Annotated in this window: 23 protein-coding genes; 18 read left to right on the plus strand and 5 right to left on the minus strand. The window is 61.3% G+C overall.

What is annotated here, in order from left to right:
• Positions 1 to 33: 33 nt before the first annotated feature.
• Positions 34 to 771, plus strand: a complete 738-nt coding sequence (locus tag AC1DYQ_RS14125; RefSeq protein WP_477687305.1) for an rRNA pseudouridine synthase — start codon at positions 34 to 36, stop codon at positions 769 to 771.
• Between the two features lie 27 nt (positions 772 to 798).
• Here AC1DYQ_RS14125 and AC1DYQ_RS14130 read toward each other — a convergent pair whose 3' ends face one another.
• On the minus strand, positions 799 to 1,281 hold the full coding sequence (locus AC1DYQ_RS14130) for a YqaA family protein (RefSeq protein WP_477649934.1): 483 nt from the start codon (positions 1,279 to 1,281) through the stop codon (positions 799 to 801).
• A gap of 143 nt (positions 1,282 to 1,424) precedes the next feature.
• Here AC1DYQ_RS14130 and dusB point away from each other — a divergent pair, with 143 nt between their 5' ends.
• Genes dusB through purH form a run of 3 tightly spaced genes read left to right on the plus strand, consistent with a single transcriptional unit; the run spans position 1,425 to position 4,388 of the window.
• Positions 1,425 to 2,513: a tRNA dihydrouridine synthase DusB gene (dusB, locus tag AC1DYQ_RS14135; RefSeq protein ID WP_477687306.1), complete on the plus strand. Its 1,089-nt coding sequence runs from the start codon at positions 1,425 to 1,427 to the stop codon at positions 2,511 to 2,513.
• Entirely contained in the window at positions 2,510 to 2,746 is a 237-nt protein-coding gene (locus tag AC1DYQ_RS14140) for a Fis family transcriptional regulator (RefSeq protein WP_348047983.1), read from the plus strand. The genes dusB and AC1DYQ_RS14140 overlap by 4 nt, the downstream gene beginning before the upstream one ends.
• A 58-nt stretch (positions 2,747 to 2,804) precedes the next feature.
• Entirely contained in the window at positions 2,805 to 4,388 is a 1,584-nt protein-coding gene (purH, locus tag AC1DYQ_RS14145) for a bifunctional phosphoribosylaminoimidazolecarboxamide formyltransferase/IMP cyclohydrolase (protein ID WP_477687307.1), read from the plus strand.
• A gap of 239 nt (positions 4,389 to 4,627) precedes the next feature.
• Here purH and hemL read toward each other — a convergent pair whose 3' ends face one another.
• On the minus strand, positions 4,628 to 5,968 hold the full coding sequence (gene hemL / locus AC1DYQ_RS14150; RefSeq protein ID WP_477687308.1) for a glutamate-1-semialdehyde 2,1-aminomutase: 1,341 nt from the start codon (positions 5,966 to 5,968) through the stop codon (positions 4,628 to 4,630).
• Positions 5,949 to 6,914 carry a bifunctional hydroxymethylpyrimidine kinase/phosphomethylpyrimidine kinase gene (gene thiD, locus AC1DYQ_RS14155; RefSeq protein ID WP_477687309.1) on the minus strand — a complete coding sequence of 322 codons (966 nt, stop codon included), beginning with the start codon at positions 6,912 to 6,914 and terminating at the stop codon, positions 5,949 to 5,951. Before thiD ends, hemL begins: the two co-directional genes overlap by 20 nt.
• A gap of 82 nt (positions 6,915 to 6,996) precedes the next feature.
• Here thiD and AC1DYQ_RS14160 point away from each other — a divergent pair, with 82 nt between their 5' ends.
• The 6 genes from AC1DYQ_RS14160 (at position 6,997) to AC1DYQ_RS14185 (ending at position 17,132) form a co-directional block, all read left to right on the plus strand.
• The gene (locus tag AC1DYQ_RS14160) at positions 6,997 to 7,170 is read left to right on the plus strand and encodes a rubredoxin (protein ID WP_092131853.1); all 174 of its coding nucleotides are present in this window, start codon (positions 6,997 to 6,999) and stop codon (positions 7,168 to 7,170) included.
• Positions 7,171 to 7,242: 72 nt separating this feature from the next.
• Positions 7,243 to 7,641, plus strand: coding sequence for a response regulator (locus AC1DYQ_RS14165; RefSeq protein WP_457281039.1), 399 nt, complete (start codon positions 7,243 to 7,245; stop codon positions 7,639 to 7,641).
• Positions 7,641 to 8,006: a response regulator transcription factor gene (locus AC1DYQ_RS14170; protein ID WP_007864987.1), complete on the plus strand. Its 366-nt coding sequence runs from the start codon at positions 7,641 to 7,643 to the stop codon at positions 8,004 to 8,006. The genes AC1DYQ_RS14165 and AC1DYQ_RS14170 overlap by 1 nt, the downstream gene beginning before the upstream one ends.
• 21 nt (positions 8,007 to 8,027) lie before the next feature.
• Positions 8,028 to 8,558, plus strand: coding sequence for a chemotaxis protein CheW (locus tag AC1DYQ_RS14175; RefSeq protein ID WP_092131850.1), 531 nt, complete (start codon positions 8,028 to 8,030; stop codon positions 8,556 to 8,558).
• Between the two features lie 31 nt (positions 8,559 to 8,589).
• Complete coding sequence (locus AC1DYQ_RS14180; RefSeq protein WP_477687310.1) at positions 8,590 to 10,881, plus strand: methyl-accepting chemotaxis protein; 2,292 nt, start codon at positions 8,590 to 8,592, stop codon at positions 10,879 to 10,881.
• 68 nt (positions 10,882 to 10,949) lie between these two features.
• Positions 10,950 to 17,132, plus strand: a complete 6,183-nt coding sequence (locus AC1DYQ_RS14185) for a hybrid sensor histidine kinase/response regulator (RefSeq protein ID WP_477687311.1) — start codon at positions 10,950 to 10,952, stop codon at positions 17,130 to 17,132.
• An 83-nt stretch (positions 17,133 to 17,215) separates the two neighbouring features.
• Here the strand turns inward: AC1DYQ_RS14185 and AC1DYQ_RS14190 are convergent, their stop codons facing one another.
• Entirely contained in the window at positions 17,216 to 18,688 is a 1,473-nt protein-coding gene (locus AC1DYQ_RS14190; protein ID WP_477687312.1) for a cryptochrome/photolyase family protein, read from the minus strand.
• Positions 18,689 to 18,798: 110 nt separating this feature from the next.
• Between AC1DYQ_RS14190 and AC1DYQ_RS14195 the strand changes: the two genes are divergently transcribed.
• From AC1DYQ_RS14195 to AC1DYQ_RS14220, 6 genes are all read left to right on the plus strand, one after another.
• Positions 18,799 to 19,386, plus strand: coding sequence for a YqgE/AlgH family protein (locus AC1DYQ_RS14195; protein WP_457281035.1), 588 nt, complete (start codon positions 18,799 to 18,801; stop codon positions 19,384 to 19,386).
• On the plus strand, positions 19,383 to 19,805 hold the full coding sequence (gene ruvX / locus AC1DYQ_RS14200; protein ID WP_477687313.1) for a Holliday junction resolvase RuvX: 423 nt from the start codon (positions 19,383 to 19,385) through the stop codon (positions 19,803 to 19,805). Before AC1DYQ_RS14195 ends, ruvX begins: the two co-directional genes overlap by 4 nt.
• Positions 19,802 to 20,305: a bifunctional pyr operon transcriptional regulator/uracil phosphoribosyltransferase PyrR gene (pyrR, locus tag AC1DYQ_RS14205; protein ID WP_477687314.1), complete on the plus strand. Its 504-nt coding sequence runs from the start codon at positions 19,802 to 19,804 to the stop codon at positions 20,303 to 20,305. Before ruvX ends, pyrR begins: the two co-directional genes overlap by 4 nt.
• Positions 20,306 to 20,371: 66 nt before the next feature.
• The gene (locus AC1DYQ_RS14210; protein WP_477668340.1) at positions 20,372 to 21,334 is read left to right on the plus strand and encodes an aspartate carbamoyltransferase catalytic subunit; all 963 of its coding nucleotides are present in this window, start codon (positions 20,372 to 20,374) and stop codon (positions 21,332 to 21,334) included.
• Positions 21,331 to 22,638 carry a dihydroorotase gene (locus AC1DYQ_RS14215; RefSeq protein WP_477687315.1) on the plus strand — a complete coding sequence of 436 codons (1,308 nt, stop codon included), beginning with the start codon at positions 21,331 to 21,333 and terminating at the stop codon, positions 22,636 to 22,638. The genes AC1DYQ_RS14210 and AC1DYQ_RS14215 overlap by 4 nt, the downstream gene beginning before the upstream one ends.
• A 30-nt stretch (positions 22,639 to 22,668) precedes the next feature.
• Positions 22,669 to 23,412 (plus strand): lysophospholipid acyltransferase family protein, encoded by a 744-nt coding sequence (locus tag AC1DYQ_RS14220; protein WP_477687316.1) that lies wholly within the window; start codon positions 22,669 to 22,671, stop codon positions 23,410 to 23,412.
• Positions 23,413 to 23,422: 10 nt separating this feature from the next.
• Here the strand turns inward: AC1DYQ_RS14220 and AC1DYQ_RS14225 are convergent, their stop codons facing one another.
• Positions 23,423 to 24,505, minus strand: coding sequence for an ABC transporter ATP-binding protein (locus tag AC1DYQ_RS14225; RefSeq protein WP_477687317.1), 1,083 nt, complete (start codon positions 24,503 to 24,505; stop codon positions 23,423 to 23,425).
• A gap of 123 nt (positions 24,506 to 24,628) precedes the next feature.
• Here AC1DYQ_RS14225 and AC1DYQ_RS14230 point away from each other — a divergent pair, with 123 nt between their 5' ends.
• Together AC1DYQ_RS14230 and AC1DYQ_RS14235 are read left to right on the plus strand one after the other, a co-directional pair.
• Positions 24,629 to 26,239 (plus strand): ABC transporter permease, encoded by a 1,611-nt coding sequence (locus tag AC1DYQ_RS14230; RefSeq protein WP_477687318.1) that lies wholly within the window; start codon positions 24,629 to 24,631, stop codon positions 26,237 to 26,239.
• 482 nt (positions 26,240 to 26,721) lie between these two features.
• Positions 26,722 to 26,943, plus strand: coding sequence for a CsbD family protein (locus tag AC1DYQ_RS14235; RefSeq protein WP_457281027.1), 222 nt, complete (start codon positions 26,722 to 26,724; stop codon positions 26,941 to 26,943).
• Positions 26,944 to 26,998: the final 55 nt, after the last annotated feature.

Consider the following 26,998-nt stretch of genomic DNA (forward strand, 5'->3'; position numbering starts at 1 on the left):
CCACGCTTGACCCGCCATGAAGGCCACGCCGCGATGACAGAACCCGTTCGCCTTGCCAAGCGTCTGGCAGAAATGCTGTCCTGTTCACGCCGTGAGGCCGAGCAGTACATCGAAGGCGGCTGGGTCACTGTTGACGGGGTGACTGTCGAGGAGCCCCAGTTCCGGGTGTCGGACCAGGCCATCGTGCTGGACAAGGATGCGAGCCTGCTGGCGATGACGCCGGTGACTTTGCTGCTGCACAAGCCGGCCGGCCAGGACGCGAGTTCCGATGGCGGCGCGGCGCAGGTGGCCCGGTTGCTGTCGGCCGCTACACAATCGCCCGACGACCGCTCCGGCATCCGGCCGCTCAAGAAGCATTTCTCCACGGTGGAACTGGTGACGCCGCTGGCAACACCTGCCAGCGGATTGGTCGTGCTGACGCAGGACTGGCGCGTGGTGCGCAAGCTGCGCGAAGATGCGCGCGTGATGGAGCATGAAGTGATCGTCGATGTCAGCGGTGACATCAAACCCGGCGGGCTGGACCGGCTGAACCGGGTGGACCACGGGTTTACCTTCAGGGGTGTTTTGTTGCCGCCGGCCAAAGTGAGCTGGCAAAGTGAAAAGCGCTTGCGCTTTGCCCTCAAGGGTGAAGTCCCGGGGCAGATTGCCTACATGTGCGAGAGCGTCGGCATTCAGGTGCAAGACATGAAACGGCTGCGTATCGGCCGTGTGGCGATGAGCCAGCTGCAACCCGGTCAGTGGCGCTACCTGCTGCCACACGAACGCTTCTGATCCTTCTTCTGATTCTTCTTCTGATGCCTATCCGGTCACCACGCCCGGAAAGGCCCAGATCAGGCTGCCGGTCATCAAAAAGTAGCGCAAAAATTTGCCGACCGCCATGTAAGCCAGGCAGGGCCAGAACGGAAACTTGAGCCAACCCGCGACCGCGCACAGCGGGTCTCCGACCACCGGCAACCAGGCCAGCAGGCAGGCTTTCGGGCCGAGTGTCTCCAGCCATCGGACCGCACGGCCGTGGTGCGATGAATGCTGGTATTTGTCCACCACCTTGTGGGCGCCGTAACCCATCCACCAGTCGAGCGCGCCGCCCAGCGTATTGCCTGCAGTTGCTACCAGCACTGCGGGCCAGAACATGGCGGGGTTGAGCTTGACAAGGCCGAAGACCACCGGCTCCGAGCCCAGCGGCAACAGCGTGGCCGAGATGAAGGAAACCACAAATACCGTGCTCAAACCGTATTCGGGCAGGGCCAAAAGTTCTATCAGGCGGTGAATCCAGGCTTCCATATATCTATTTGAGTATAGGCAAGGCGGGCCAGCCACCGTGTCAGGAAGACGCTTACAACTCCGTGTGCAAATTTCAATTGCTGAAATTTTGGGCAGGTACAATCGTGCCTCCTTTTTCAGCAACCTCGCAGCGCTCACTTCCCATGAACATCGGCCCCTACGCTTTGGCAAACAACCTGTTTGTCGCGCCCATGGCCGGTGTCACGGACAGGCCGTTCCGCCAGCTCAGCAAGAAGCTCGGCGCCGGGTATGCCGTCAGCGAGATGGTGACGTCTCGCCGCGACCTGTGGAACACACTGAAGACCTCACGTCGCGCCAACCACGAGGGTGAGGCCGCGCCGATCGCTGTGCAGATCGCCGGCACCGACGCGCAGATGATGGCCGAAGCCGCCGCCTACAACATCGACCGCGGCGCGCAGATCATCGACATCAACATGGGCTGCCCGGCCAAGAAGGTCTGCAACAAGTGGGCGGGCTCGGCGCTGATGCAGGACGAACCCCTGGCGCTGCAGATCGTGGATGCCGTGGTGGCCGCCTGCGCACCGCGCAATGTGCCGGTCACGCTCAAGATGCGCACCGGTTGGTGCCAGGCCGAAAAGAACGCCCTGGCGATTGCCTATGCCGCCGAAAGCGCCGGCGTGCAGATGATCACGGTGCACGGCCGCACGCGCGAGCAGGGCTACAAGGGCCATGCCGAGTACGACACGATTGCTGCCGTGAAAGCCGCTCTGCGCATTCCGGTGGTGGCCAACGGCGACATCACCAGCCCTGAAAAGGCCCGCGATGTGCTGGCTTACACCGGCGCTGACGCCGTGATGATCGGCCGTGCAGCGCAGGGGCGTCCGTGGATTTTTCGCGAGATTTCACATTTCCTTTCAAGCGGCACGCATCTTGCGCCGCCGCTGGTGGCGGAAGTCGAACGCCTGTTGCTTGATCATTTGCATGACCATTACGACTTGTACGGTGAATACACCGGTGTGCGCACGGCGCGCAAACATATCGGCTGGTATGTGAAGACCTTGCCCGGTGGTGAGACGTTTCGCGCGCAGATGAACCTCCTGGAAGACTGCGAAGCGCAACTGAAGGCGGTGAGTGTTTTTTTTGAAAGGCTGGGGGCTCAGATGGACCGGATTCCGGCCGCTGCCATTGAGGTTGATGACGAGGGCGTGCCGATGCAGGCACGGGCGAACAAAGATAAAAATCAGGAAAATCAGGAAGAAGCTGCTGCATGAGCAAAAAACATATCGAAGAGTGCGTACGCACCAGCCTGGAAGGCTATTTCAAGGACCTGCGTGGCACCGAGCCCGACGGCATGTACGAGATGATGGTCAAGGTGGTGGAAAAACCGCTGCTGGAAGTTGTCATGCAGCATGCCGAGCAAAACCAGTCGCGCGCCGCCGAATGGCTGGGCCTGAACCGCAACACCCTGCGCAAGAAGCTGGTTGAGCACAAGCTCATCAAATAAAAACACGCTCCCATGGTCCGGCCCTTTCGCCGGCCATCCTCCTTTAGAGAAGACAAAAATGAACGCACTGATATCCGTTTCGGACAAAACCGGCATCCTCGAATTCGCGCAGGCGCTGCATGCCCTGGGCATCAAGCTGCTGTCCACTGGCGGCACGGCCAAGCTGCTGGCTGACGCCGGTCTGCCGGTAACCGAAGTCGCCGACCACACTGGTTTTCCGGAAATGCTCGACGGCCGTGTCAAGACGCTGCACCCGAAGATTCACGGCGGCCTGCTGGCCCGGCGCGATGTGCCGGAGCACATGGCCGCGCTGAAAACCCACGGCATTGACACCATCGACTTGCTGGTGGTCAATCTTTACCCGTTTGAGTCCACCGTCGCCAAGCCCGGCTGCACGCTGGAAGACGCGATTGAAAACATCGACATCGGCGGCCCCGCCATGGTGCGGTCGGCGGCCAAGAACTGGAAAGACGTGGGCGTGCTGACTGATGCCTCGCAGTATGAAGGTGTGCTGGCCGAATTGAAAACCGGCGGCAAACTGACCGACAAGACCAAGTTCGCCTTGTCGATAGCGGCATTCAACCGCATCAGCCAGTACGACGGCGCGATCAGCGACTATCTCTCCGGCATCCAGGCCGACGGCAGCCACGGCATGTTTCCCGGCCAGGCCAACGGGCGTTTCGTGAAAGTGCAGGACCTGCGTTACGGCGAAAACTCGCACCAGCAGGCTGCTCTGTACCGCAACCTGTACCCGGCACCCGGCTCGCTGGTCATGTCCAAACAGCTGCAGGGCAAGGAACTCAGCTACAACAACATCGCCGACGCTGACGCCGCCTGGGAATGCGTCAAGAGTTTCGACCTGATCAAGGACGGCGCTGCCTGCGTGATCGTCAAACACGCCAACCCTTGCGGCGTGGCGGTCGGCAAGGACGCTCTCGAGGCTTACAGCAAGGCATTCAAGACCGATCCGACCTCGGCTTTTGGCGGCATCATCGCGCTGAACTGTCCGCTCGACGAGCGCGCCGCGCGCGAGATCTCCAAACAGTTCGTCGAGGTGCTCATCGCGCCGGCCTTCAGCCCTGAAGCGCTGGAAGTCTTCAAGACCAAAGTCAATGTGCGCATTCTGCAGATCGACCTGCCGCCCGGTGGCGACACCGCGTGGAAGCAGGGCCGCAACCTGGTGGACGTGAAAATTGTCGGCTCGGGTTTGTTGATGCAGACGGCCGACAACCACGAACTCGCCATCGGCGACCTGAAAGTCGTCAGCAAAGCGCAGCCGACGCAGGAGCAACTACACGACCTGCTGTTTGCGTGGAAGGTCGCCAAGTACGTCAAGTCCAACGCGATCGTCTTCTGCAAGGACGGCATGACGATGGGCGTGGGCGCCGGCCAGATGAGCCGCATCGATTCAGCGCGTATCGCGTCGATCAAGGCGGCCAATGCCAACCTCACGCTGCAGGGCTCAGCAGTGGCGAGCGACGCTTTTTTCCCTTTCCGCGACGGTCTCGACGTGGTGGTGGACGCCGGCGCGGCCTGCGTGATCCAGCCCGGTGGCAGCATGCGGGATGACGAGGTCATCGCGGCAGCCGACGAGCGCGAAGTGGTGATGGTGCTGACCGGGGTCCGGCATTTCCGGCATTAAGTCACGTTTTAAGGGTTTTTGATCGATAGCCCAATAGGGACGGGCGCGAGCAGCTATCAAATTGATAGCGTAGTACGTCTCTTTTCCCTCTCGGGGTAATAGGTCAGGGGCGGCGCAAGAACACTTCCGCGCCTTGAACCCCTGCATCAACGTGCGGCCGCTATTGATTTAATAGCTGCTCGCGCACGCCCTGATTGGGCTAAAGCCCGAATACTGCAATGTATGGTCAGGGACGCTGCCTAGCCGGCGGCAAAGAACTTCGCCGCCGCCGCCACCGTCGCTTCGATGTCCGCGTCCGTATGCGCTGAACTCACAAAGCCCGCTTCATACAGCGCCGGCGCGTAATACACCCCACTGTCCAGCATCGCATGAAAGAAGCGATTGAACGCAGGGCTGTCGGTCGTCATGACCGTGGCGTAGTTCTGCGGCAGTTGGCCGAGCAGGAAAAAGCCGAACATGCCGCCTTCGCTGTCACCGCAAAACGGCACACCGGCCTTGCCGGCAGCCTGTGTGAGGCCAGCGACCAGGCTGCGGGTTCGGGCCCCCAGCGCTTCGTAAAAGCCGGGTTTGGCGATCTCGCGCAAGGTTGCCAGGCCGCAGGCGGTGGCCACGGGGTTGCCTGACAACGTGCCTGCCTGGTAGACCGGGCCCAGCGGTGCCAGTTGCTCCATCACGGCGCGCGTGCCGCCAAAGGCGGCCAGCGGCATGCCGCCGCCTATCACCTTGCCCATGACCGTCATGTCGGGCTTGAAGCCGGGAATGCTGCGGGCGTAAACGCTCTGGGCGCCACCCAGCGCCACACGAAAGCCGGTCATGACCTCGTCGAACACGAGCAGGGCACCGTGCTGCGTACACAGTTCGCGGCAGCGTTTCATGAAGGGCACGCTGGCACGCACAAAATTCATGTTGCCGGCGATCGGCTCGATCATCAGGCAGGCAATGTCCTTGCCGTGCAGCGCGAAGGCTTCTTCGAGCTGGGTGAGGTGGTTGTATTCGAGCACCAGGGTGTGCTGCACCACTTCGGGCGGCACGCCGGCGCTGGTCGGGTTGCCGAAAGTGGCCAGGCCCGAACCGGCCTTGACCAGCAACGCATCGGCATGGCCGTGGTAGCAGCCTTCGAACTTGATGATCTTGCTGCGGCCCGTGGCGCCGCGCGCCAGGCGGATCGCGCTCATGGCGGCTTCGGTGCCGGAACTTACCAGTCGTACCATTTCGAGCGAAGGCACAAGGCGCACGATTTCTTCGGCGAGCTCCACTTCACGCTCGGTCGGTGCGCCGTAGGAAAAGCCTTCCAGCACGGCTTTTTGCACGGCTTCTACCACCGCCGGATGGCCGTGGCCCAGGATCATGGGACCCCAGGAACCGATGTAGTCGATATAACGCTGGCCGTCCGCATCCCAGAAGTAGGCGCCCTGTGCGCGCTGGATAAAACGGGGTGTGCCGCCTACCGCCTTGAAGGCCCGAACCGGGGAGTTGACGCCGCCGGGGATCAGTTTTTTGGCACGCTCAAACAGCGCGTTGTTGCGGGAGAGTTCGGCGTCAAAGGGCTTGGCAGGGGGCTTAATGTTTGGTTGTTCCATTGGGGGGCAGGTCAATTTCAGTCTTCAAAACCAGGGCGGCGTCATCGCCAGTCTCGGCATCGGCCGCTTCGTCTTCGGATTCATCGACGTCGGCCTGTGCCCAGAACAGGCGGTCCGGCACGATATTGCCCATGCCGGGATGAAAGCCGGCATCCAGGCTGTGGTCCAGGTAAGTCAGTGCCTCGGAGGTGGCCGCCTGCAGGTCATGGCCGTTGGCCAGCAGTGCGCAAAGGGCCGCAGACAGCGTATCGCCTGCACCGGCAAAGACCGCCTCGAAACGTTCGAATTTCTCGCTGTAAAGCACGGCTTGCGGCGTGGCCAGCACGTTGTCGATGAACTGGTCGGGCATGGGGATTCCGGTGACCAGCGTGTAGGGAACACCCAGATCGGCTGCGGCCTTGGCAATGTCCCGGGCAGAGGGATTGCGCTCCCCGGCCCAGTCCGGCAGCAGCCAGCGCCACAGGCTGCTGTGGTTGCCGACCAACACTGTGGTTTGCGGCAGCATCAGCTCGCGAAAGGCATCCAGATAGCTGTCGATTTCGCTTTCTTCCCACCACGACAGGTTGGGCATATAGGCGATCAGCGGCACATCGGCATAGTCCGAGGCGATCTCGGCAATGGTGCTGATGTTCTCGGGGCTGCCGACAAATCCGACCTTGATGGCGGATACCGCCATGTCCTCCAGCGCTGAACGCGCCTGGTCGGTTACAGCCTCTTCGTCGAATGAAAAATGGTCGAAAATTTCGGCTGTGTCGCGCACATAAGCGCCTGTTACAACTGCCAGCGCGTGGGCTCCGGCAGAGGTGATCGATGCAATATCCGCAGTCAGTCCGCCCGCTCCGCTGGGGTCGTTGGCGTTGAATGTCATGACGCAAGCCGGCGATGCGTCGGTATCCTCGATTTGGAGTTGTCGGCTGTCCAGTTGAGGATTTTTGGGGTTTGCCATAGGCTGCGATTTTGCCTTGTACGCGAATAAGCAACGCCGCCTCGATACAATTGTTGCATTCTATTCGAAGGCAACTTAAGCTGTGACTCAATCAATGACGTGGATGTGTTTAATTTGTGGGTGGATTTACGACGAAGCTGCCGGTGCGCCCGAACATGGGATTGCCGCCGGGACGCCATGGGCGCAAGTGCCCATGAACTGGACCTGTCCCGAATGCGGAGCCCGCAAGGAAGACTTTGAAATGGTTCAGATTTAAGCGCTTAGGCACTTGCCTGGACAATCGCAGGCCGGCATTTGCCGAGGGCCTGCAACATGAGGAGCATAGGCAGTGAGTATTCCCAGTTCCGGACTGAAGGTTTTGGTCATCGATGACAGCAATACCATTCGGCGCAGCGCCGAGATATTCCTGAAGCAGGGGGGGCACGAAGTATTGCTGGCCGAAGACGGGTTTGATGCCCTGTCCAAGGTCAACGACTACGAACCCAACCTGATTTTCTGCGACATTTTGATGCCCCGCCTGGATGGCTATCAAACCTGTGCGATTATCAAGCGCAACGCAAAGTTTGCTGGCGTCCCGATCGTCATGCTGTCCTCAAAAGACGGCGTTTTCGACAAGGCGCGGGGTCGTATGGTGGGTTCGCAAGACTACCTGACCAAGCCTTTTACAAAAGATCAGCTGCTGCAGACCGTACAGGATCTCGGCAGCGCTAAACAAGGAGTAGTGTGATGGCAATCAAGAAAATACTGGTAGTTGACGACTCCAAAACCGAATTGATGTTCTTGACCGATCTGCTGGTCAAAAATGGTTTCACGGTCAAAACTGCTGAAAATGCAGAAGACGCATTTCGCCGCCTGGCGGAAGACAAGCCCGAACTGATCCTGATGGATGTGGTGATGCCGGGGCAAAACGGGTTCCAGCTGACGCGCGCCATCACGCGCGACCCGTTGTACTCGGATATCCCCATCATGATGTGCACCAGCAAGAACCAGGAAACTGACCGTGTCTGGGGTATGCGGCAGGGCGCCCGCGACTACATCACCAAGCCTGTGGATGCTGATGAGCTGATGGCCAAAATCAAGGCCCTTGGCTGATTTACGGCGTAAAACCAAAGCATGGCGAACAGACAAGCACTTAGAGAGCTACAAACCCGGCTGGCCGACAGGTTGCAGATTGCGCGGACGCAAGGCGTTGCCGCGTCCTGGCTGGCCGTGGAGGCCGGCGGGAAGAAATACCTGTTTCCCCTGAGCCAATCCGGTGAAATTTTCCCGTGGGTCAGTACGCAGCCTGTTCCGTATACGCAAGCCTGGTTCGCCGGTGTTGCCAATTTGCGCGGTGGCCTGTTTGGCGTCGTGGATCTGGCGAGTTACGTCAGCGGCAAAGCACCCCCTCCCAAAAACGAACTTGCACGCACGGATTCCAGGCTTGTTGCGCTCAACAGCGCCCTGGAAGTTAACTGCGCATTGCTGATCGACAAGCTGTCCGGGCTGCGCAATCAGGAGGCGTTCAGTGATTTTTCCGAAAAAGCGCCCGACGCGCCCGATTTCTTTGGCAACCAGTACGTTGACCTCAATGGTGCAACCTGGCAGGAAATCAACCTTCAGTTGCTTGCCCAGCAAGCGCATTTTTTGACGATAGGCGCATAGCGCACACTGTTTCTCTCCCGGAAGGCTCACCATGTCTGTTATTGAAAATATCCAGAAGCTATTTAAAACCAAGCCCGATCAGCCCGAGGACAGCATGGACATGGCTTCCGTCGGTACGCCAGATCCTCTTGCGACCGGAGCCATGGATCAGGCTTCGCTTCAGACCGCAGCAATTCGGCAGCCGGGTGGTAATGACGATGCTTTCGCGCCCAGCCGTATGGCGACCGCCGAGGACGGCGCACCTGCGGTAAATCAAGAGCTGCTGCGTCTGCCTTTGTTGGGCCGCAGGACCATCGGTCAGCATCAGCGGGTGCTGGTGTTTTTCCTTGCCGTCGCGGTGGCTGTCCTGGGTACGGTGACTTTCCTGGCGCTGAGCCAGGCGGACAAAGTGGCCCAACAGGTGGCGGCTACCGGACAGTCATTGATGCAGTCGCAGCGTCTGGCGAAATCGGTGTCTCAGGCGCTGGTGGGCAGTGCCCAGGCCTTCCCTGACGTGCGTGAGAGTTCTGACGTACTGGCTAAAACCGTGCGCGGCCTGAAATCTGGTGAAGAAACTCTGCGTCTGGCGCCTGTGAGCGATGACCTGCAATCTGACGTGGAAAAGGTCACGCCTTTCATGGAGCGCGCTGAAAAGAACGCGAAAACCGTGATGGGCCAGCAAAATATTCTGACCCAGGTGGGCAACGCCCTGCGTACCATTAACCGCCAGTCTTCGGATTTGCTGGAAATTGCAGAAACTGTGTCATCACTCAAACTCCAGCAGAATGCGGCGCCGGCTGAAATTTCGGCATCCGGTCAACTGGTGATGTTGACCCAGCGGATTGGTAAGTCTGCCAATGAGTTCCTGACCATGGAGGGCGTGAGCCCTGAAGCCGTGTTCCTGCTGGGCAAGGATTTGAACTCGTTCAAGGAAATTGCGCAGGGTTTGCAAGAAGGCAGCCCCGAGTTGCGCCTGGCCGGCTCCAAAGATCCGCAAACGCGCGAGCGGCTGGAAGCCCTTATGGCGCTCTATGAGCAAACCCGTGTGCAAGCCGGTGCCATTTTGGGTAACTTGCAGGGTCTGGTGTCTGCTCGTGAAGCGCAATCTTCGATTATTGCGGACAGCGAGCCCCTTCGCCGTGGCCTTGAGGATTTGCAGGGCAAGTTGTCGCTGCAGACCGGCCTGAGCGTTTTGTCGCTGGCCATCCTCGCGGGTGCTGCTACCTTTGCGCTATTGTGCGCAGCCGGGCTGGCCAAGCTGCAGGTGGAGGACAGCAAGCAGCGCCAGGCGGTTGCTGAAACCCAGCGACAGGAAGCCAAAGGGCAAGAGCAGGACGCCAAGCGCGTCAACGACGCCAACCAGGCCGCCATTTTGCGATTGATGAATGAGTTGCAGACAGTGGCTGAAGGCGACTTGACGCAGGAAGCGACCGTGACCGAGGACATTACCGGTGCTATCGCTGACTCGGTGAACTACACGGTTGAAGAGTTGCGGCAGCTGGTGGGTAACGTACAAAACACGGCTACCCGCGTTGCGCAAACGACGGCCCAGGTGGAAAGTACCTCGACCGAACTGCTGGCAGCGTCCACCGAGCAGCTGCGCGAGATTCGTGAAACCGGCCAGTCGGTGCTTGATATGGCATCCCGAATTAACGAGGTGTCCACACAGGCGCAGGAATCTTCCCAGGTGGCGCGCCAATCGCTGACAGCCGCCGAATCCGGCCTGCAGGCTGTGCAGAACGCCATCGGCGGTATGAACTCCATCCGCGACCAGATTCAGGAAACCTCCAAGCGGATCAAGCGACTGGGTGAGTCCTCGCAGGAGATTGGTGAAATTACCGAACTGATTTCAGACATTACCGAACAGACCAACGTGCTGGCACTGAACGCCGCCATTCAAGCCGCGTCGGCCGGTGAAGCCGGGCGAGGCTTCTCCGTGGTTGCGGAAGAGGTGCAGCGACTGGCTGAACGTTCAGCAGATGCTACGCGCCAGATTTCGGCCCTGGTGAAAGCCATTCAGACCGACACGCAGGATGCTGTGGCCGCTATGGAGCGCTCCACGCAGGGTGTGGTTGAAGGGGCCAAGCTCTCCGATAACGCGGGTACCGCGCTGACCGAGATTGACCAGGTGTCCCGCCGGCTTGCTGACCTGATTGAGCAGATTTCAAACTCCGCCTCCCGCGAAGCCGCATCGGCGAACGTGGTGGCCGGCAACATTCAGCACATTTTCGCGGTGACGGAGCAAACGGGAGAAGGTACCCGTTCCACGGCACAGCAGGTGCGAGACCTTTCCCGCATGGCTGAAGAGCTGCGCCAGTCGGTGTCCCGATTCAAGATCGCCTGATGCCAGCTTGTCGTGCGCTGAACGCAGCTTTCGCCCCTGACACCGATTCCTGAACCGGCCCGTTATCTATGCAATCCAACGTCCCGAACTCAACAGCTGCCGAGCTCGATCTCGCTGTCAATGACCTGGGCCCCTTGGCCTGGGTACTTGACGAACTTCGCAAATCGCTGGACGGTGCTGCCAAAGCGCTGAAGCGTTTTGTGCGGGACGCGGAAGCTGCGCGTGGGTCCGATCTTGCGGCGCTTGATGCCAGCCAGTTGCGCATCGCACGGCAGCAACTGCACCAGGCCGTGGGCGCGCTCGAAATGGTGGGCCTTGCCGGGCCAGCCTTGGTGTTGCGAGCGATGGAAGCTGCGGTGCAGAAATTTGTGCAGCAACCTGAGCAATGCAGCCAGGACGCCGCCGGCAAAATCGAGCGCGCCAGTTTTGCGCTGACCGAGTATCTGGAGGGTGTGCTGGCCGACAAGCCCGTGTCGCCCGTTTCGCTTTTCCCCCAATACCGTGATGTGCAGGAATTGGTGCGGGCCGACCGCATTCATCCGGCCGACTTGTGGCCGCTTGAGTGGCGCTGGCTGGAGCCGGAACTGGCGACGACAGCGGAGCCCCGCAATTACGATGATGGTGCTCGCGCCGTCATGGATCAATCGGTGCTTCAAATCATGAAGGGTAAGGCGCCGCAGGCGGCCAAAAAACTGAAGGAGCTCAGCCTCGGATTTGCGGCCAGACAGGCGGACCGCCAACCCAGGATATTCTGGAAGATTGCAGCCGCCTATTTCGAAGCGGTCGCGCATGAGTTGCTCGGGTCGGACATCTATGTACGGCGAGCTGCATCACGAATCCTGATGCAGTATGCCTCGCTTGCCAAAGGTGATACGGGGGTATCGGATCGGCTGGCGCAGGATTTGCTCTTCTTCTGTTCGCAGGCTGTTTCTCCCCGTGCCAGCGACACGCCTGCACTTTCTGCAGTCCGGTCAGCCTATGGTCTCAATCGATTCAAACCGGTGGACTATGAGCTCGTTCAGTTCGGGCGTTTTGATCCAGCTCTGCTCGCCCAGGCCCGCAAGCGCATCACGTCTGCGAAAGAAACCTGGTCGTCACTTTCCGCCGGGGACGCCAATAAATTCAAGTCCGTGACGGACCAGTTCAGTCTCGTCACGGATTCTCTGCTCAAGCTTCATCCGCCCAGCGAACCTCTTGCGCAGGCATTGACTCGCGCCGTGGATACGACGGTCCGGTCTGGTCAGGCCCCAGGAATAGAACTGGCCATGGAAGTGGCCACCTCGGTGCTTTACCTTGAAGCTGCTTTTGATGACCTGGATCCGAACGATCCCCAGCTGGCTGTGAGAACCGCCAATCTTGCTGAGCGGCTGGAAGGCGTCCGTGCAGGCGGCGAGCCACAGCCCCTGGAAGGCTGGATGGAAGAGCTGTATCGCCGGGTCAGTGACAAGCAGACCATGGGCAGCGTAGTCGGTGAGTTGCGTGTGTCGCTGGGTGAGCTTGAAAAATCACTTGATGTGTTTTTTCGCAACCCGCAGGACAAAGTCGCGCTTCAATCCGTGCCGGGCCAGCTTTCACAAATGCGTGGCGTGCTGTCGGTACTGGGGCTTGACCAGGCCTCCCACGCCGTGCTGCGCATGCGAGACAGCGTCGAGCAGATGCTGGTCACTGAAATTGATGAACAGCTCGCGCGTGCGGCTGGAACATTCGAGCACCTCGGAAACAACCTTGGCGCCTTGAGTTTCCTCATCGACATGTTGAATTACCAGCCGGCGCTGGCGAAAAAACTGTTTGTTTATGACGCGGAAAAAGGCGAGCTCAAACCTTTGATGGGCCGTACCCAGAACGCCGCCAGTGCGGCGACCTCTGTCACGGTCAACAATGATGTGCTGTCACAGGAAGTGATTTCTGTTGTGCAGGATGCGGGTCTTGGCGAAACTGACCACAACCTCACGCTCAAACTTGACACGCTGGCCACGCATGCGGCGCTGGCCGAACAGCCTGCGCTTGCTCAAAGTGCGCGCGAAGCCGCCGTCGCTGTTTCCGGAAGCAACGCGAGTGTTGCCGCGGAGGCGCTGACGACCTTGGCATTTGCCGTAACGCCGGTGCAGGCGGCGCCTGAGAGCCCGGCCGCGTCGGATGATTTTGAAGAAGACGACCTCCGTGACATCTTTCTTGAAGAGGCACGCGAAGTTGTCGGCAACGGCCAGCAAGCTTTGGCTGCACTGGTCAATGATCCGGCCGATGTATCTCAACTCACGGTTTTGCGGCGTGCTTTTCATACGCTCAAGGGCAGTTCCCGCATGGTGGGGCTCAACGAGTTCGGCGAGGCGGCGTGGTCGCTTGAGCAGATGCTCAATAGCTGGCTGGCCGACCAGAAGGTCGCCACGGATGAATTCCGGGCTTTGTCGCTGGAAGCCATGGGCGGTTTTGCAAAGTGGATTGAAGACATTGCAGGAAATCGCGATGGCTCGTGGTCGGCGTCTACTTTCCGTGCCAGCGCCGATGCAATGCGCACCGAGGGCCGTTACAGCCCCCTGGTGACTGCCGTAGTCGATGCTGCCGAGGTTCCTGTGGTCGCCGTGGCAGCAATGCCAACAGCGTTGGCACCTGAGCTGGAGCTGGATTCAGGTGTTCCCGAGACCGTGGATGCTGAACCTGTTGCCGACCCGGCCGTCGTGACGGATCTGGATTTTGACCTCATGTTTGAGTCGGAAGCTACAGCTGCGATCGCGAGCCCTGTGGAGCCTGCAGGTCCGTCTGTGACAGAAATTGAAGGCATTGATTTCGGCAGTCTGTCCGCGGTTTCTGCGACTGCTGATACAACACCAGCGTCAACGCAGCCCGCTGCGGCGGAGCCGTTCGCATCCCTGGAGATAGATGCAACAGAACCGATCGAACTGTCGGACGCGGATTTCGACAAGCACTTTCAGGCTGAGGCCGTGGCGGCTGAACAGCCGGCGCCTGTGGTCTTTGATTTCACCCCTGAGGGGCACAAACATTTGCCGGCAGCGGCCGAAGGCGCCGATCTCGCCGGGCAACCGCAACACCTGCAGGCTGCCGAAGTTCTGAAGACGGATGATGTGGTCGATGCAACTGACAGTGTGCTGCCATTGGATGGCAATGGTGACGAACAGGTCAAGGTTATAGGTGCCTTGCGCATTGGAATTCCGCTTTACAACGTCTACCTGAATGAGGCTGATGAGTGGTCACGCCGGCTTGTGACTGAGGTGGCCGAATGGGCGCTCGAGCTGAACCAGCCGGTCAGCGACTCTACCGTCGCCCTGGCCCATTCCCTCGCGGGAAGTTCCGCGACTGTCGGGTTCCATGCCCTGTCCGGAATGGCTCGGGCGCTTGAACAGGCTTTGCAGCAATCCAGCGTTCATCACAGCAATGGCGCTGCCAGGTATGGCCAGGTATTTGTTGATGCAGCGGAAGACATCCGTCGGCTTCTGCACCAGTTTGCCGCCGGGTTTCTCAAGGAGGCGGATGCAACCATCCTTGACAGGCTGAAGCAACTCGATTTCTCTGATTCGGTTTTGCCCCCGGGTAACGATTTTTCCGACTTCGACTTCTCCCCCGAATCGGTGGAGGTTGAAACGGTCTCCGTAGAGCCGGTGCGCTCACTGGAGCCAGAACCAGAAGTGACCCTGGCCCAGGTAATTGAAATGCCTGTCCCCGCTCAGGTCACGCCGGTGCCTCCACCTGCTGCTGTCGTCTCTCCGCCTGCCCGGCTGGTAGCGACCGTGGCTGCACCAGTGAACTCGAACTTCGAGGAAGACGAAGACGACGAAATCGATGCGGTCGATGCGATCGACCCCGACTTGTTCCCGATTTTTGAAGAAGAAGCTGCAGAACTCATGCCCCAGCTGGGAGGCGCACTGCGGCAGTGGTCTTCACGTCCTGATAACCAGGGCGCACGCATGGAAGTCCTGCGTGCACTTCACACGCTCAAAGGCAGCGCCCGGCTGGCAGGTGCATTGCGGCTAGGCGAAATGGCTCACCGGATTGAGTCCGAAATCGAACATCTCGGCTCTGATGCGGCTTCAACCCAGGAATTCGAGCCCCTGATGACGCGTTTTGACGCCATGGAAGCGACATTTGAGGCCTTGCGCCGAGCTGATGCGGCTGCTGCGGCTGCCCCCGTCACGCTTGCGCCTATTACGCCTGTTGCACCTATCGCGACGGTTGAGCCCGTACTGAAGTCGACGATGCAGGACAAGCCCGCTCCAATTGTGGATGCACAGGAAACTCCAGCCGAGAGCGCCGCTCCGGTTGCCGTCGGTGCGGGCCGCAAGCTCACGGTGCCTGCGCCGCAGACCATGGCCATGCAGCCGCTGCGACAGGCGGCCAACGCCTCGATCCGCGTGCGCTCCCAGTTGCTTGACCGCATGGTGAATCAGGCTGGTGAGGTCATGATCACGCGCTCCCGGCTGGAAGCCGAACTCAGCCAGCTCCGGGGCTCGCTGAACGACATGAGCGGTAACTTGAACCGCTTGCGCCAGCAGCTGCGGGACATTGAATTGCAGGCTGAAACCCAGATGCAGTCGCGATTGGCTCAGGCCAAGGAAGCCCAGGCAGGGTTCGACCCGCTGGAGTTCGACCGCTTTACCCGCGTACAGGAACTGACGCGAATGATGGCCGAGTCGGTGAATGACGTGGCAACCGTGCAGCGCACCTTGCAGCGCACGGTGGAAGCCACCGAAGACGACTTGATCGCCCAGGCTCGCCAGACCCGAGAGCTGCAGCGCGACTTGCTCCGTACCCGCATGGTGGAGTTCGAAGGCATCTCCGAGCGCCTGTACCGCGTGGTGCGCCAGGCCTCCAAGGAAACCGGCAAGCAGGTCCGCCTGGACTTGCTGGGCGGCACCATGGAAATGGACCGCGGCATGCTGGACCGTATGACGCCTGCCTTTGAGCACTTGCTGCGTAACTGCGTGGCCCACGGTATTGAAAGTACGCAGGTTCGCACCGATGCGGGCAAGGACCCGGTCGGCCTGATCACCGTTCACTTGCGCCAGGAAGGTAACGACGTTTCGGTTGACTTCAGCGATGACGGCGCTGGCCTGAACCTGGCACGTATCCGCGAAAAGGCCATCAGCCTCGGGATGATCACGGCTGATCAACCGCTGGAAGACGGCGACGCCGCGAACCTGATTTTCATGCCCGGCTTCTCTACGGCCGCGCAGGTGACCGAGCTGGCGGGACGCGGCATCGGTATGGATGTGGTCCGCTCCGAAGTCAACGCGCTCGGTGGCCGGATCGAAACCTCCACCGTCGCCGGTCAGGGAACGCACTTCAAGCTGGTACTCCCGCTGACTACTGCTGTGACGCAGGTGGTGATGATCCGCTCGGGCAATCTCTCAATCGGCGTACCTGCCAACGTTGTGGAAACCGTCAGGCGCGCTTCGGCCAAAGAACTGCAGCAAGCCTATAACACCGGCACACTGGAGATTGCCGGTGAGTCGATGCCCTTCTTCTGGTCCGGCGCATTGCTGCAGGCCTCGCACCACAGCGCCGAAGCCCAGGGCAAAACCACACCGGTCGTGATTTTCCGAAGCGCCGCACAGCGCATTGCCCTGCACGTCGATGAAGTGTTGGGCAACCAGGAGGTTGTGGTCAAGAACCTGGGCCCGCAATTGTCCCGACTGCCTGGCCTGGCCGGTATGTCGGTACTGGCTTCCGGTGCGGTCGTGCTGATTTACAACCCGGTTGCGCTGGCTTCCGTGTATGGCCAGCAGGCGCGCGCATGGAGTTCAGACCGGGCCGAGCCGCACATGCTTGAAGGCTCCGGCGCTACCGCGGCAACCACCGACGGCGGCAGCGGCAGCGTCGCGAAAACGACGATGTCGGCACCTGTCGCCCCGCAGATCCCGTTGATTCTTGTGGTCGATGACTCCATTACGGTTCGCCGGGTTACGCAACGCCTGCTTCAGCGTGAAGGCTACCGTGTCTCCATGGCGGCCGACGGTCTGCAAGCGCTTGAACGCCTGCAGGAAGAGCGGCCAGCCGTGGTGCTGTCAGATATCGAAATGCCGCGCATGGATGGTTTTGACCTGGCGCGCAACATCAGGGCTGACGTGCGCCTCAATAACCTGCCCATCATCATGATCACGTCCCGCATCGCCGAGAAGCACCGTGAACATGCCAAGGAGCTGGGCGTCGACCACTATCTGGGCAAACCGTTCTCTGAAGAAGAGTTGATGAGTCTGGTGCGCCACTACTGCGCCGCCGAAACCGCCGCTTCTGCCTGAGAAAAACAGCAAAATCAGGCTGTAATCCAGGCAGAACGTGCGCAAGCAGCTCCTAAAATAATAGCAAGGCCTGAGAGTTCCTCTCAGGCCTTTTTTACGACTGCGTAGCGCTGCAGCGTCAGTGCCCGCGCTTCGTCGTGCTGCACGATGGGCATCGGGTAGTTTTGGCCCAACACCACGCCCGCGGCGGCCAGCTCCAGCGGGTTCGCTAGCCAAGGGCTGTGCAAAGCCTTGTCTGGCAGCTGTGCCAGCATCGGCAGGTATTTGCGGATAAATTTACCTGCGGCGTCGAACTTCTCGCTCTGGCCGACCGGGTTGAAGATGCGGAAATAAGGCTGCGCGTCACAACCCGTGCTTGCCGCCCACTGCCAGCCGCCGTTGTTGGCTGACAGGTCAAAGTCGTTGAGCTTTTCGGCAAAGTAGCGTTCGCCCCAACGCCAGTCGATGCCGAGGTCTTTCACGAGGAAACTGGCAGTCACCATGCGCAGGCGGTTGTGCATATAGCCCGTCTGATTAATCTGGGCCATTGCCGCGTCCACCAGCGGGTAGCCCGTCCGGCCTTCGCACCAAGCCTGGAAAAGCACTTGGGCTTTGTCCCCGCTCTCCCACTGTATCGCGTCATAGTCCGGCTTGAACGCGCTGCCGACGGCGTGCGGAAAATTAGCAAGGATCTGCGCGTAAAAATCACGCCAGATCAATTCGCTGAGCCAGGTGGCGGCACCTTCATTCCCTCGATTTGCAGCGTTCAAAGCCAACGCAGCCATGTGCCGTATCGACACCGTGCCAAACCGAAGGTGCACGCCCAGATAACTCGGGCCCTTGACGGCCGGGAAGTCCCGCACCTCCTTGTACTGCGCCATGCGGCCAACGAAATCCCCCAAAAGCTGGGCCCCCCCTTCACTGCCCGTGGGGATTTTCAGTGCCAACAGGTTGCTGGCTTGAAACCCCAACTCGCCCAGCGATGGGACAGGGCGCCTGCTTGCCGATACCGGTGCCAAGGCCGTACCGTACTTTTCGACGGGATAAGCTTTGAGGTAAAAATCGTCCACCTTCTTCAGCCATGCATTTTTGTAAGGCGTGAACACGGTGTAAGGCTTGCCCGCCAGGGTCAGCACCTCCTGGCGCTCAAAAATGACGTGATCCTTGAAACTGTGAAAGGCCTTGCCCCCGGCCTCCAGCGCCGCCAGCACCGCCGCGTCGCGCGCCAGCGACCGGGGTTCGTCATCGTGGTTGGTAAAAACGGCGTCGACACCCAACTCAGCGGCCAGCCGCACCACCGCGTCCGCGGCATCGTGATAGGCCGTCAACAGTCCGGCGCCGAGGCTGCCAGCCGCTGCGCCCAGCTTCTCCAGCTGGCCATCCAGGCTCAGTACCGATTCCTGTATGAATTCCACGCGGCGGTCAGTTCGGGGCAAAGCCTCCAGAATGGTTTTGTCAAAAACAAATGCGCAATACACCTGCTTACATGCCTTCAGCGCGTGGTACAGAGCAGCGTTGTCCTGAACCCGCAGGTCGCGCCTGAACCACATCAACCCCGTTTCATACTTCTTTTGCATCCGGCCATCGTAGCGAAAAGCGGCTATCCGGCCTTAGATCCCCCCGCGGATTGGCGGGTGGCCGGCAGGTTGGGCTCCCCGCGCCGTCCCGTCCGGCGTAAAATCCCGCCATGGCCACGGATTCTGCATCGATCAACCTCACGCACCACTTCCTCATTGCCATGCCGGGGATGGACGATGAAGCTTTTGCCAAGAGTGTGGTGTACATGTGCGAACACAGCGACCGGGGTGCGCTGGGGCTGGTCATCAACAAGCCCAGCGATATCAATCTCAAGAACCTGTTCGACAAGGTCGAGTTGCCTCTGCGGCGCGACGACCTGACCCAGTCCCCGGTATTCCAGGGCGGCCCGGTCCAGACCGAACGGGGCTTTGTGCTCCACGAATCCATGATGCCGGGCAACGAATCGGTCTATGCCTCGACGATGACGATTCCTGGCGGCCTCGAAATGACCACCTCCAAAGACGTGCTGGAAGCGCTCTCCACGGGCGCTGGCCCGCGCAGGGTGTTTGTCTCCCTCGGATATTCGGCCTGGGGTGAAGGCCAGCTGGAATCAGAAATCTCGGACAACAGCTGGCTTACGGTCGCTGCCGACGTCGGTGTGATTTTCGACACACCGGTAGAGCAACGCTACGACAAGGCGCTCATGCTGCTGGGCCTGCAAAGCTGGATGCTCTCTCCCGAGGCCGGTCACGCATGAGCCTTGCGGCCATGCCTTCCCTTCGGGCCTCTGGCCTCCAAACCTTTCTGGCTTTCGACTTCGGTCTCAAGCGCACCGGCGTTGCCACCGGCAACGTGCTGACCCGTACCGCCACCCCCCAGCCCACCATCAACGCTGAAGGCATCGACGCCCGCCTCAAGGCGGTCGAGGCGCGCATCAAGGAGTGGCAGCCCGACGCCCTCGTCATCGGCGTGCCCTTTCACCCCGACGGCGCAAGCCACGACAATACCGTGCGCGCACAAAAGTTCGCCCGCCAGCTTCGCGGGCGCTTCGGCCTGCAGGTCTTTGAGGTGGATGAACGCTACAGCACCACCGAAGCACTGGCCGGCGGCGCAGCCGATGCCGACGCAGCCTCGGCCTGCATCATCCTCGAGCAGTTTTTAAGGAGTTTTCCATGAGCAGCCTGACCCTGGACGCTGAGGCGCTGTATAGCGACCTGCTGCGCGGCATGCGCCAGCAACTGGCGTCTTATCCCCAACCACCCAAGCTGGTCGGCGTGGCCTCGGGTGGTGCGTGGCTGGCACAGCGCCTGCAAAAAGACCTGGGCCTGGAAGGCGAAGCCGGCGTGCTGTCGTCCTCCATGCACCGCGACGATTTTTCACAGCGCGGCCTGGCTTCCAGCGGTCAAACGCTGCTGCCTTTTGACGTGAACGGCGCCCACCTGGTCGTGGTGGACGATGTGCTCTACACCGGCCGCACCATCCGGGCGGTGCTCAACGAATTGTTTGACTACGGCCGGCCCGCCAGTGTCAAGCTGGTCGTACTGGTAGACCGCGGCGGGCGCGAGCTGCCGGTGCAGCCCGACCTGGCGGTGGCGCGCGTGGCCTTGCCCGCTTCGCAGTCGCTTGAACTCGCCCGCGCAGGGGACGGCAAGTTCAGCTTCCAGGTTCAGGGCTAATCGTCACCATCACTATTACTGCCAGGCCACCCCCAAAAAACCAAGAGACCCCAAGGAGTCCATCACATGCTGTATCGACGAAATCCGCAACTCAACAAAAACGGCGAGCTGATTCACCTGCTGTCGATTGAAGGCCTGCCCAAGGCCACCCTGACGCAGATCCTCGACACCGCCGCCAACTTCGTCAGCGTCAACAACCGCGAAGTCAAAAAAGTCCCGCTGCTGCGCGGCAAGAGTGTCTTCAATCTCTTCTTTGAAAACTCCACCCGCACCCGCACCACCTTCGAAATCGCCGCCACGCGGCTGTCGGCCGATGTCATCAACCTGGACATCGCGCGCTCATCGGCCTCCAAGGGCGAGTCGCTGCTCGACACCATCGCCAACCTGAGTGCCATGGCCGCCGATCTCTTCGTCGTGCGCCACAGCGAATCGGGCGCACCTTATCTGATCGCCCAGCACGTCGCGCCGCATGTGCACGTCATCAACGCCGGCGACGGCCGCCATGCGCACCCCACGCAGGGCCTGCTCGACATGTACACCATCCGGCACTACAAGAAAGATTTCAGCAAGCTCACGGTCGCCATCGTCGGTGACGTGCTGCACTCGCGCGTGGCGCGTTCCGACATCCACGCACTCACCACGCTGGGCTGCCCCGAAGTGCGCGTGGTCGGCCCCAAGACCCTGGTGCCCGCCGACATGGCGCAGATGGGCGTGCGTGTCTGCAACACGCTCGAAGAAGGTATCAAGGACGCCGACGTGATCATCATGCTCAGGCTGCAGAACGAACGCATGTCCGGCGCGCTATTGCCCAGCAGCCAGGAGTTCTTCAAGAGCTTCGGCCTCACCACCGAAAAATTGAAACTGGCCAAGCCAGACGCCATCGTCATGCACCCCGGGCCTATCAACCGCGGCGTTGAAATTGACTCCGCCGTTGTCGACGGCACGCAGAGTGTGATCCTGCCGCAAGTCACATTTGGTATTGCAGTCCGTATGGCCGTCATGAGCATAGTCGCAGGGAACGAAGCATGAAGATACTCATAAAAAACGGCCGCGTCATCGACCCAGCCTCGAAATTCGACGAAGTTTGCGACGTGGCAATTGCCGCGGGCCGCATCGTCTCGCTCAAAGGCCCGCCCGCTGATTTCACGGCCAACAAGACGATTGATGCCACGGGCTGCATCGTCGCCCCCGGCCTGATCGACTTGTCCGCCCGCTTGCGAGAACCTGGGCACGAGCACGAAGGCATGCTCGAAAGCGAACTCGCCGCGGCTGTGGCCGGCGGCGTCACAAGCCTGGTCTGCCCGCCTGATACCGATCCGGTACTCGACGAGCCCGGCCTCGTTGAAATGCTCAAGTTCCGCGCCGAGAAGCTGCACCAGTCGCGCGTGTTCCCGCTAGGTGCGCTCACGCGTGCGCTCAAGGGTGAGACGCTGACCGAGATGGTCGAATTGACGGAATCGGGCTGCGTAGGCTTCAGCCAGGCCGAGGTGCCGCTGGCCAACACGCAAGTCATGATGCGCGCCCTGCAATACGCCTCGACCTTCGGCTACACCGTCTGGCTGCGCCCGCAAGAGATGTACTTGGGAAGCGGCGTCGCTGCCAGCGGCGCTTTGGCCACGCGCCTGGGCCTGAGCGGTGTATCAGTCGCCGCCGAAACCATCGCACTGCACACCATCTTCGAGCTGGTGCGTGCCACCGGCGCGCGCGTGCACCTGTGCCGCATCAGCAGCGCCGCGGGTGTGGCCCTGGTGGCCAAGGCCAAGACAGAAGGCCTGGCCGTGACCTGTGACGTCAGCATCAACAGCCTGCACTTGACCGACGTGGACATCGGCTACTTCGACAGCCGCATGCGGCTGGACCCGCCGCTGCGCCAGCAGCGCGACCGCGACGCCATCCGCCAGGGACTGGCCGACGGCACCATCGACGCGCTGGTGTCAGACCACACGCCTGTCGACGAAGATGCCAAGACACTGCCCTTTGCCGAAGCCGAGCCCGGCGCTACCGGGCTTGAGTTGCTGCTGGGCCTGGCCTGCAAATGGGGCGCTGACAGCGAAGCCGGTTTGCAGCGCGCGCTGGCGGTGCTCACGAGCGAACCGGCACGGGTGCTGGGCAACGCGCTTGGTACGCTGCAGGCCAGCGCGGGGCAACTCGTCAAGGGTGGTGTTGCCGACATCTGCGTGTTCGACCCCGCCGGTGAGTGGACAGTCGAGCCCGCCGCCTTGCGCAGCCAGGGCAAGCACACGCCGTTCTCGGGCCACCAGATGCCTGCGCGAGTGCGCTGGACTATCGTGGGCGGGCAGCTCGCGTATGAAGCCCCTGAAGCCTCGCACTGACGTGCCCGTTTTGCGTATGAGGTGTCGTGCATGAAGTGGCTTCGCTTTGTCTGGACCTTGCTGCGTGCGGTCGTGCACGCGGTGACAGGTTTCTGGACCATCAAGACCGTTTTCCCCAAGCTGCCCCAGGCTGAACAGGAGGCACGCGTACAGGCATGGGCCGGGGCCATGCTGCGCATCGTGGGCATTGAGCTGGTGGTCCAGGGCGCGCCGCCTGCCAGTGGCCCGGTGTTGCTGGTGGCCAACCATATTTCCTGGCTCGATATCCTGGTGATGCATGCCTCGCGGCACTGCCGTTTTGTCTCCAAGGCGGATGTTCGGGACTGGCCTTTTGTGCGCACGCTGTCAGACGGCGCAGGTTCCCTGTACATCGAGCGCACGTCGCGGCGCGACGCCCACCGCGTCGTCACGCAAATGGCCGACAGCCTTCGCGCGGGCGACATCCTGGCGGTGTTTCCCGAGGGCACCACCGGCGACGGCATCACCCTCAAGCACTTTCACGCCAACCTTATCCAGGCGGCCATTGAAGCGTCTGTGCCGGTGCAGCCGGTGGCGCTGAAGTTTATCGATGCCGCCAGCGGCGAAACCAGCTTTGCGCCCAGCTATGTGGACGACGAAACCCTGGTCGGCTCGATCTGGCGCACCCTGACGGCGCCGCCCATCAAGGCGATCGTCACCTTCGGCGAGGCGCAGGCCCCGCAAGGCCAGACACGACGGGTGTGGGCTGAGACGCTGCGAGAGGACGTTGAGCGCCTGAGGCAGACGCAGGGCTAAGGACAGGGCTTCAGGCCTGCACCGCGCCGGTTTCGCGCGGAAAGGTCACCACATGGTCGACCTCGGCGCGAATGCCTATCCACTCGCCCAGCGCGTGGTTGTGGTGCGAAGGCACGTGCGCCATTACCGTTTCGCCCGTCTGCAGTTTGAGCGTGTACAAAAACTCTGACCCGCGAAATGCCTTGCGCACGATCTGCGCTTTCACTGGTGCGTTGTCGTCATGCACGATGTCGTCGGCGCGCAGCAGCACGTCGCACAGGCCGCCGGCATACGCGCCGGGCAAGGGGCATTCGAGCATGTCCGTCAGGTCGCCCAGCGCAGTGTGCACCACCACGTCGTCGCCGCGCTGCTCGATATGCGCTTGCGCAAACACACCATGGCCGATGAAGTCAGCCACAAATCGGGTGGCAGGGCGGTGGTACAGCGCATAAGCCTCATCCCACTGGTGCAGTTTGCCCTGGTGCATTACGCCGATGCGGTCGCCGATGGCAAAAGCCTCCAGCTGGTCATGTGTGACGAACAGCGCTGTGGCGCCAGCCGCCTTCAGGATGCCGCGCACCTCGTGCGCCAGGCGCTCACGCAAGTCCACGTCCAGGTTGGAAAAAGGTTCATCCAGCAGCAGCAGGCGCGGCTGCGGCGCCAGCGCGCGCGCCAGTGCCACGCGTTGCTGCTGGCCGCCTGAAAGCTCATGCGGAAAGCGCTTGTGCACATTGCCCAGGCCGACCAGCTCCAGCACGTCTGCGACGCGCTGCTTGCGCTGAGCGGGTGTTAGATGAGTGAGCCCGAAGGCCACGTTGTGCGCGGCATCCAGATGCGGAAACAGCGCGTAGTCCTGAAACACCATGCCGATGCGGCGGGATTCGGCCGGCACATGCAAGGCGGCGGTGCTCACCACATCCTTTGCCAGCGTAATGCTGCCGGCATTGGCCCGTTCAAGGCCAGCCACTGCGCGCAGCAAGGTGGTTTTGCCGCAACCTGAAGGCCCGATCAGAACGCCGATTTCCCCTGCCTGGAGGCTGAACGACACGCCGTCCACGGCGGGTTTTGAGCGGCCGGCGTAGTGCACGCCCAACTGGGAGATATCCAGAAACATGCGGACAATTGTAGATGCTTACAATTCTCATTTGCAGTGACTGACTGCAAAAGCGTGGCGAACGCAGGCGGGGGCAGGGCTCCTTCCCGCGAGAGGCCTTTTTGCTGAGGCTTCCGGGGCTCCATGTTTCGCCGATATTTCCCTTCTGTTGTGCTGTTTTTGCTGGTTGGGCTGCTGACGCTGCCGGTGCTGGCCGTCGCCTTGTCCTGGCTGCAGTTCAACAGCGATGCGCAATCCATCCTGCTGCAGATGCTGCAGACCGTGTTGCCCGATTACACGCGCACATCACTGCTGCTGTGCCTGTGCGTGGCCTTTGGCGTGGCGGTGGTGGGAATGGCCACCGCCAGCATGGTCACGCTGTTTGATTTCCCCGGGCGCCGGGTGTTTGAGTGGGCCTTGCTGCTGCCGCTGGCCATGCCGGCCTATGTGCTGGCCTATGCGTATACCGACTTTCTCCAATACGCCGGCCCGCTGCAGACCTGGCTGCGTGCCAGCTTCGGCCTGCAGGGCCGGCTGCTGCCCGAGGTGCGCAGCCTGGGGGGTGCCGTACTGGTCTTCACCGTCGCGCTCTACCCCTATGTGTACCTGCTTGCGCGCACGGCCCTGTCTGAGCGCGCCGTGCACCTGATGGAAGCGGCGCGCCTGCTGGGCGCACCGCTGTCGCGCCGCATCCGCGGTGTGGCGCTGCCGCTGGCGCGGCCTGCCGTGGCCGCTGGTGTGGCGCTGGCGCTCATGGAAACGCTGGCCGACTTCGGCGTCTCCAGCTATTTCGGCATCCAGACCTTCACCGCCGGCATCTACAAGGCGTGGCTCTCGATGGACAACCGCATCGCTGCGGCGCAGCTGGCGACCGTGCTGCTTTTCTTTGTCGCGCTGCTGCTGTGGATAGAGCACAGCGCGCAAAAGCGCATGCGCTTTGCCACCGGCCGCGGTGCACGCGCCGGCGCGCAAGACGCGGCCCCCGCGCAGTTGCGCGGCCTGCGCGCCGTTTCGGCCTGGCTCGTGTGCGCCGTGCCCATCGCGCTGGGCTTTGTGCTGCCGGTGCTCTTTATGCTGCGCCCGCTGGCGCTGGGCTGGGACAACCTGCTTTGGGACAAATTCATTGGCTGGACGCTCAGCAGCATTGGCCTCGCAGGCTTGAGCGCGCTGTTGGCCACCGCGCTTGCCTTGGGCCTGGCCTTTGCGGTGCGCCGTCAGCCGGGCCTGCTCACCCGCGCTGCCGTGCACCTGGCGGGCCTGGGTTATGCCGTGCCAGGCGCGGTGATTGTGGTCGGCCTCTTGCTGCCCGTGGGCTGGCTGCAGGCCGCCGCGCCGCAGACGAGCGCGGGCTACTGGGTCACCGCCACCATCCTCGGCGTCGTCTGGGCTTACCTGGTGCGCTTCAGCGCCGTGGCGCTGCAAAGCCTGCAAAGCGGCTACTCGCGCATCCCGGCCAGCTTTGACGACAGCGCGCGCATGCTGGGCACCAGCGGCCTGGGCATCCTCAGCCGCGTTCATTGGCCGCTGCTCAAACGCTCGGTGGCGGCAGCGGGCCTGCTGGTGTTTGTCGATGTGATGAAAGAGCTTCCCGCCACGCTGGTGCTGCGGCCCTTCAACAGCGACACCCTGGCCGTCATCACCTACCAGCTCGCGCGCGACGAGCGGCTCGGTGAGGCCGCCTTGCCCGCGCTGGCGCTGGTGCTGGTGGGTTTGCTGCCCGTCGCACTGCTCAGCCGCACACTGCGGTCAAAGTAAACGCAACCAGCCTGTCCCCGTCACCCGCACTCAGGCCTTGGCCTTGATGTAGCGGTATTCCTGTGTCGGGCCACCAAGCCGCAGGCTTCGGCGCGCACATCGTGCACATTGCCCAGCAGCTTGCAGGAGGAGGAAAAGGCTTCGCGACGTACTGCGCTTTTTCATCTTTGGTGTTGGCACCTCGCACCCCCTTGATGTCGAAAGAAAAACCGTTCTTGCCTTGGCTGGCCAGCGTGCTATGCAACTATGTTCCGGCCAGGAAGTCGTTGCGAATTTTGTTGCTTTCCTTCGCGCAATGGCGCGCTCTCAAAGCGCGGCACACAGCCCTGTAAGCATGAACCTACGCTCATCAAATACGGGGACCTACGGTGGGAGAAAAAGAACGAACTTATGGTGTGAATATGCCGCCCGGGAAGTAGCACGCAGCGAATAGGACATCAGTGCCACGGGCGAATTTATCAATTGACGTTCAGGAGGACACCATGAACAAAGACCGCGTGGAAGGCAACTGGCTTCAATTCAAAGGCAAGGTCAAAGAGCAGTGGGGCAAGCTCACTGACGACGACCTTGATGTGATCGCCGGCAAACGCGACCAGTTGCTGGGCCGCATCCAGGAGCGCCACGGCCTCAGCAAGGATGAGGCTGAGAAGCAGGTCGCCGCCTGGAAGGACCGCAACCCGACCGATTTTTTTGAGCGTTATTGATCCGCCGTTGAGCGCTCCAGGGTCCATCCCCAACCAATCCATAACTCCAACTCAT

Source organism: Polaromonas sp. P1_F4, from assembly GCF_056405675.1.

Bases quoted from the DNA above. Each gene is read 5' to 3' on its own strand.
- hemL (WP_477687308.1), bottom strand. From the start codon at position 5,968: ATGGAACAACCAAACATTAAGCCCCCTGCCAAGCCCTTTGACGCCGAA.
- AC1DYQ_RS14225 (WP_477687317.1), bottom strand. From the start codon at position 24,505: ATGTTTCTGGATATCTCCCAGTTGGGCGTGCACTACGCCGGCCGCTCA.
- ruvX (WP_477687313.1), top strand. From the start codon at position 19,383: ATGAGCCTTGCGGCCATGCCTTCCCTTCGGGCCTCTGGCCTCCAAACC.
- AC1DYQ_RS14140 (WP_348047983.1), top strand. From the start codon at position 2,510: ATGAGCAAAAAACATATCGAAGAGTGCGTACGCACCAGCCTGGAAGGC.
- pyrR (WP_477687314.1), top strand. From the start codon at position 19,802: ATGAGCAGCCTGACCCTGGACGCTGAGGCGCTGTATAGCGACCTGCTG.
- purH (WP_477687307.1), top strand. From the start codon at position 2,805: ATGAACGCACTGATATCCGTTTCGGACAAAACCGGCATCCTCGAATTC.
- AC1DYQ_RS14220 (WP_477687316.1), top strand. From the start codon at position 22,669: ATGAAGTGGCTTCGCTTTGTCTGGACCTTGCTGCGTGCGGTCGTGCAC.
- AC1DYQ_RS14175 (WP_092131850.1), top strand. From the start codon at position 8,028: ATGGCGAACAGACAAGCACTTAGAGAGCTACAAACCCGGCTGGCCGAC.
- AC1DYQ_RS14210 (WP_477668340.1), top strand. From the start codon at position 20,372: ATGCTGTATCGACGAAATCCGCAACTCAACAAAAACGGCGAGCTGATT.
- AC1DYQ_RS14180 (WP_477687310.1), top strand. From the start codon at position 8,590: ATGTCTGTTATTGAAAATATCCAGAAGCTATTTAAAACCAAGCCCGAT.
- AC1DYQ_RS14190 (WP_477687312.1), bottom strand. From the start codon at position 18,688: ATGCAAAAGAAGTATGAAACGGGGTTGATGTGGTTCAGGCGCGACCTG.
- AC1DYQ_RS14125 (WP_477687305.1), top strand. From the start codon at position 34: ATGACAGAACCCGTTCGCCTTGCCAAGCGTCTGGCAGAAATGCTGTCC.
- AC1DYQ_RS14235 (WP_457281027.1), top strand. From the start codon at position 26,722: ATGAACAAAGACCGCGTGGAAGGCAACTGGCTTCAATTCAAAGGCAAG.
- AC1DYQ_RS14230 (WP_477687318.1), top strand. From the start codon at position 24,629: ATGTTTCGCCGATATTTCCCTTCTGTTGTGCTGTTTTTGCTGGTTGGG.
- dusB (WP_477687306.1), top strand. From the start codon at position 1,425: ATGAACATCGGCCCCTACGCTTTGGCAAACAACCTGTTTGTCGCGCCC.
- AC1DYQ_RS14130 (WP_477649934.1), bottom strand. From the start codon at position 1,281: ATGGAAGCCTGGATTCACCGCCTGATAGAACTTTTGGCCCTGCCCGAA.
- AC1DYQ_RS14195 (WP_457281035.1), top strand. From the start codon at position 18,799: ATGGCCACGGATTCTGCATCGATCAACCTCACGCACCACTTCCTCATT.
- thiD (WP_477687309.1), bottom strand. From the start codon at position 6,914: ATGGCAAACCCCAAAAATCCTCAACTGGACAGCCGACAACTCCAAATC.
- AC1DYQ_RS14170 (WP_007864987.1), top strand. From the start codon at position 7,641: ATGGCAATCAAGAAAATACTGGTAGTTGACGACTCCAAAACCGAATTG.
- AC1DYQ_RS14185 (WP_477687311.1), top strand. From the start codon at position 10,950: ATGCAATCCAACGTCCCGAACTCAACAGCTGCCGAGCTCGATCTCGCT.
- AC1DYQ_RS14215 (WP_477687315.1), top strand. From the start codon at position 21,331: ATGAAGATACTCATAAAAAACGGCCGCGTCATCGACCCAGCCTCGAAA.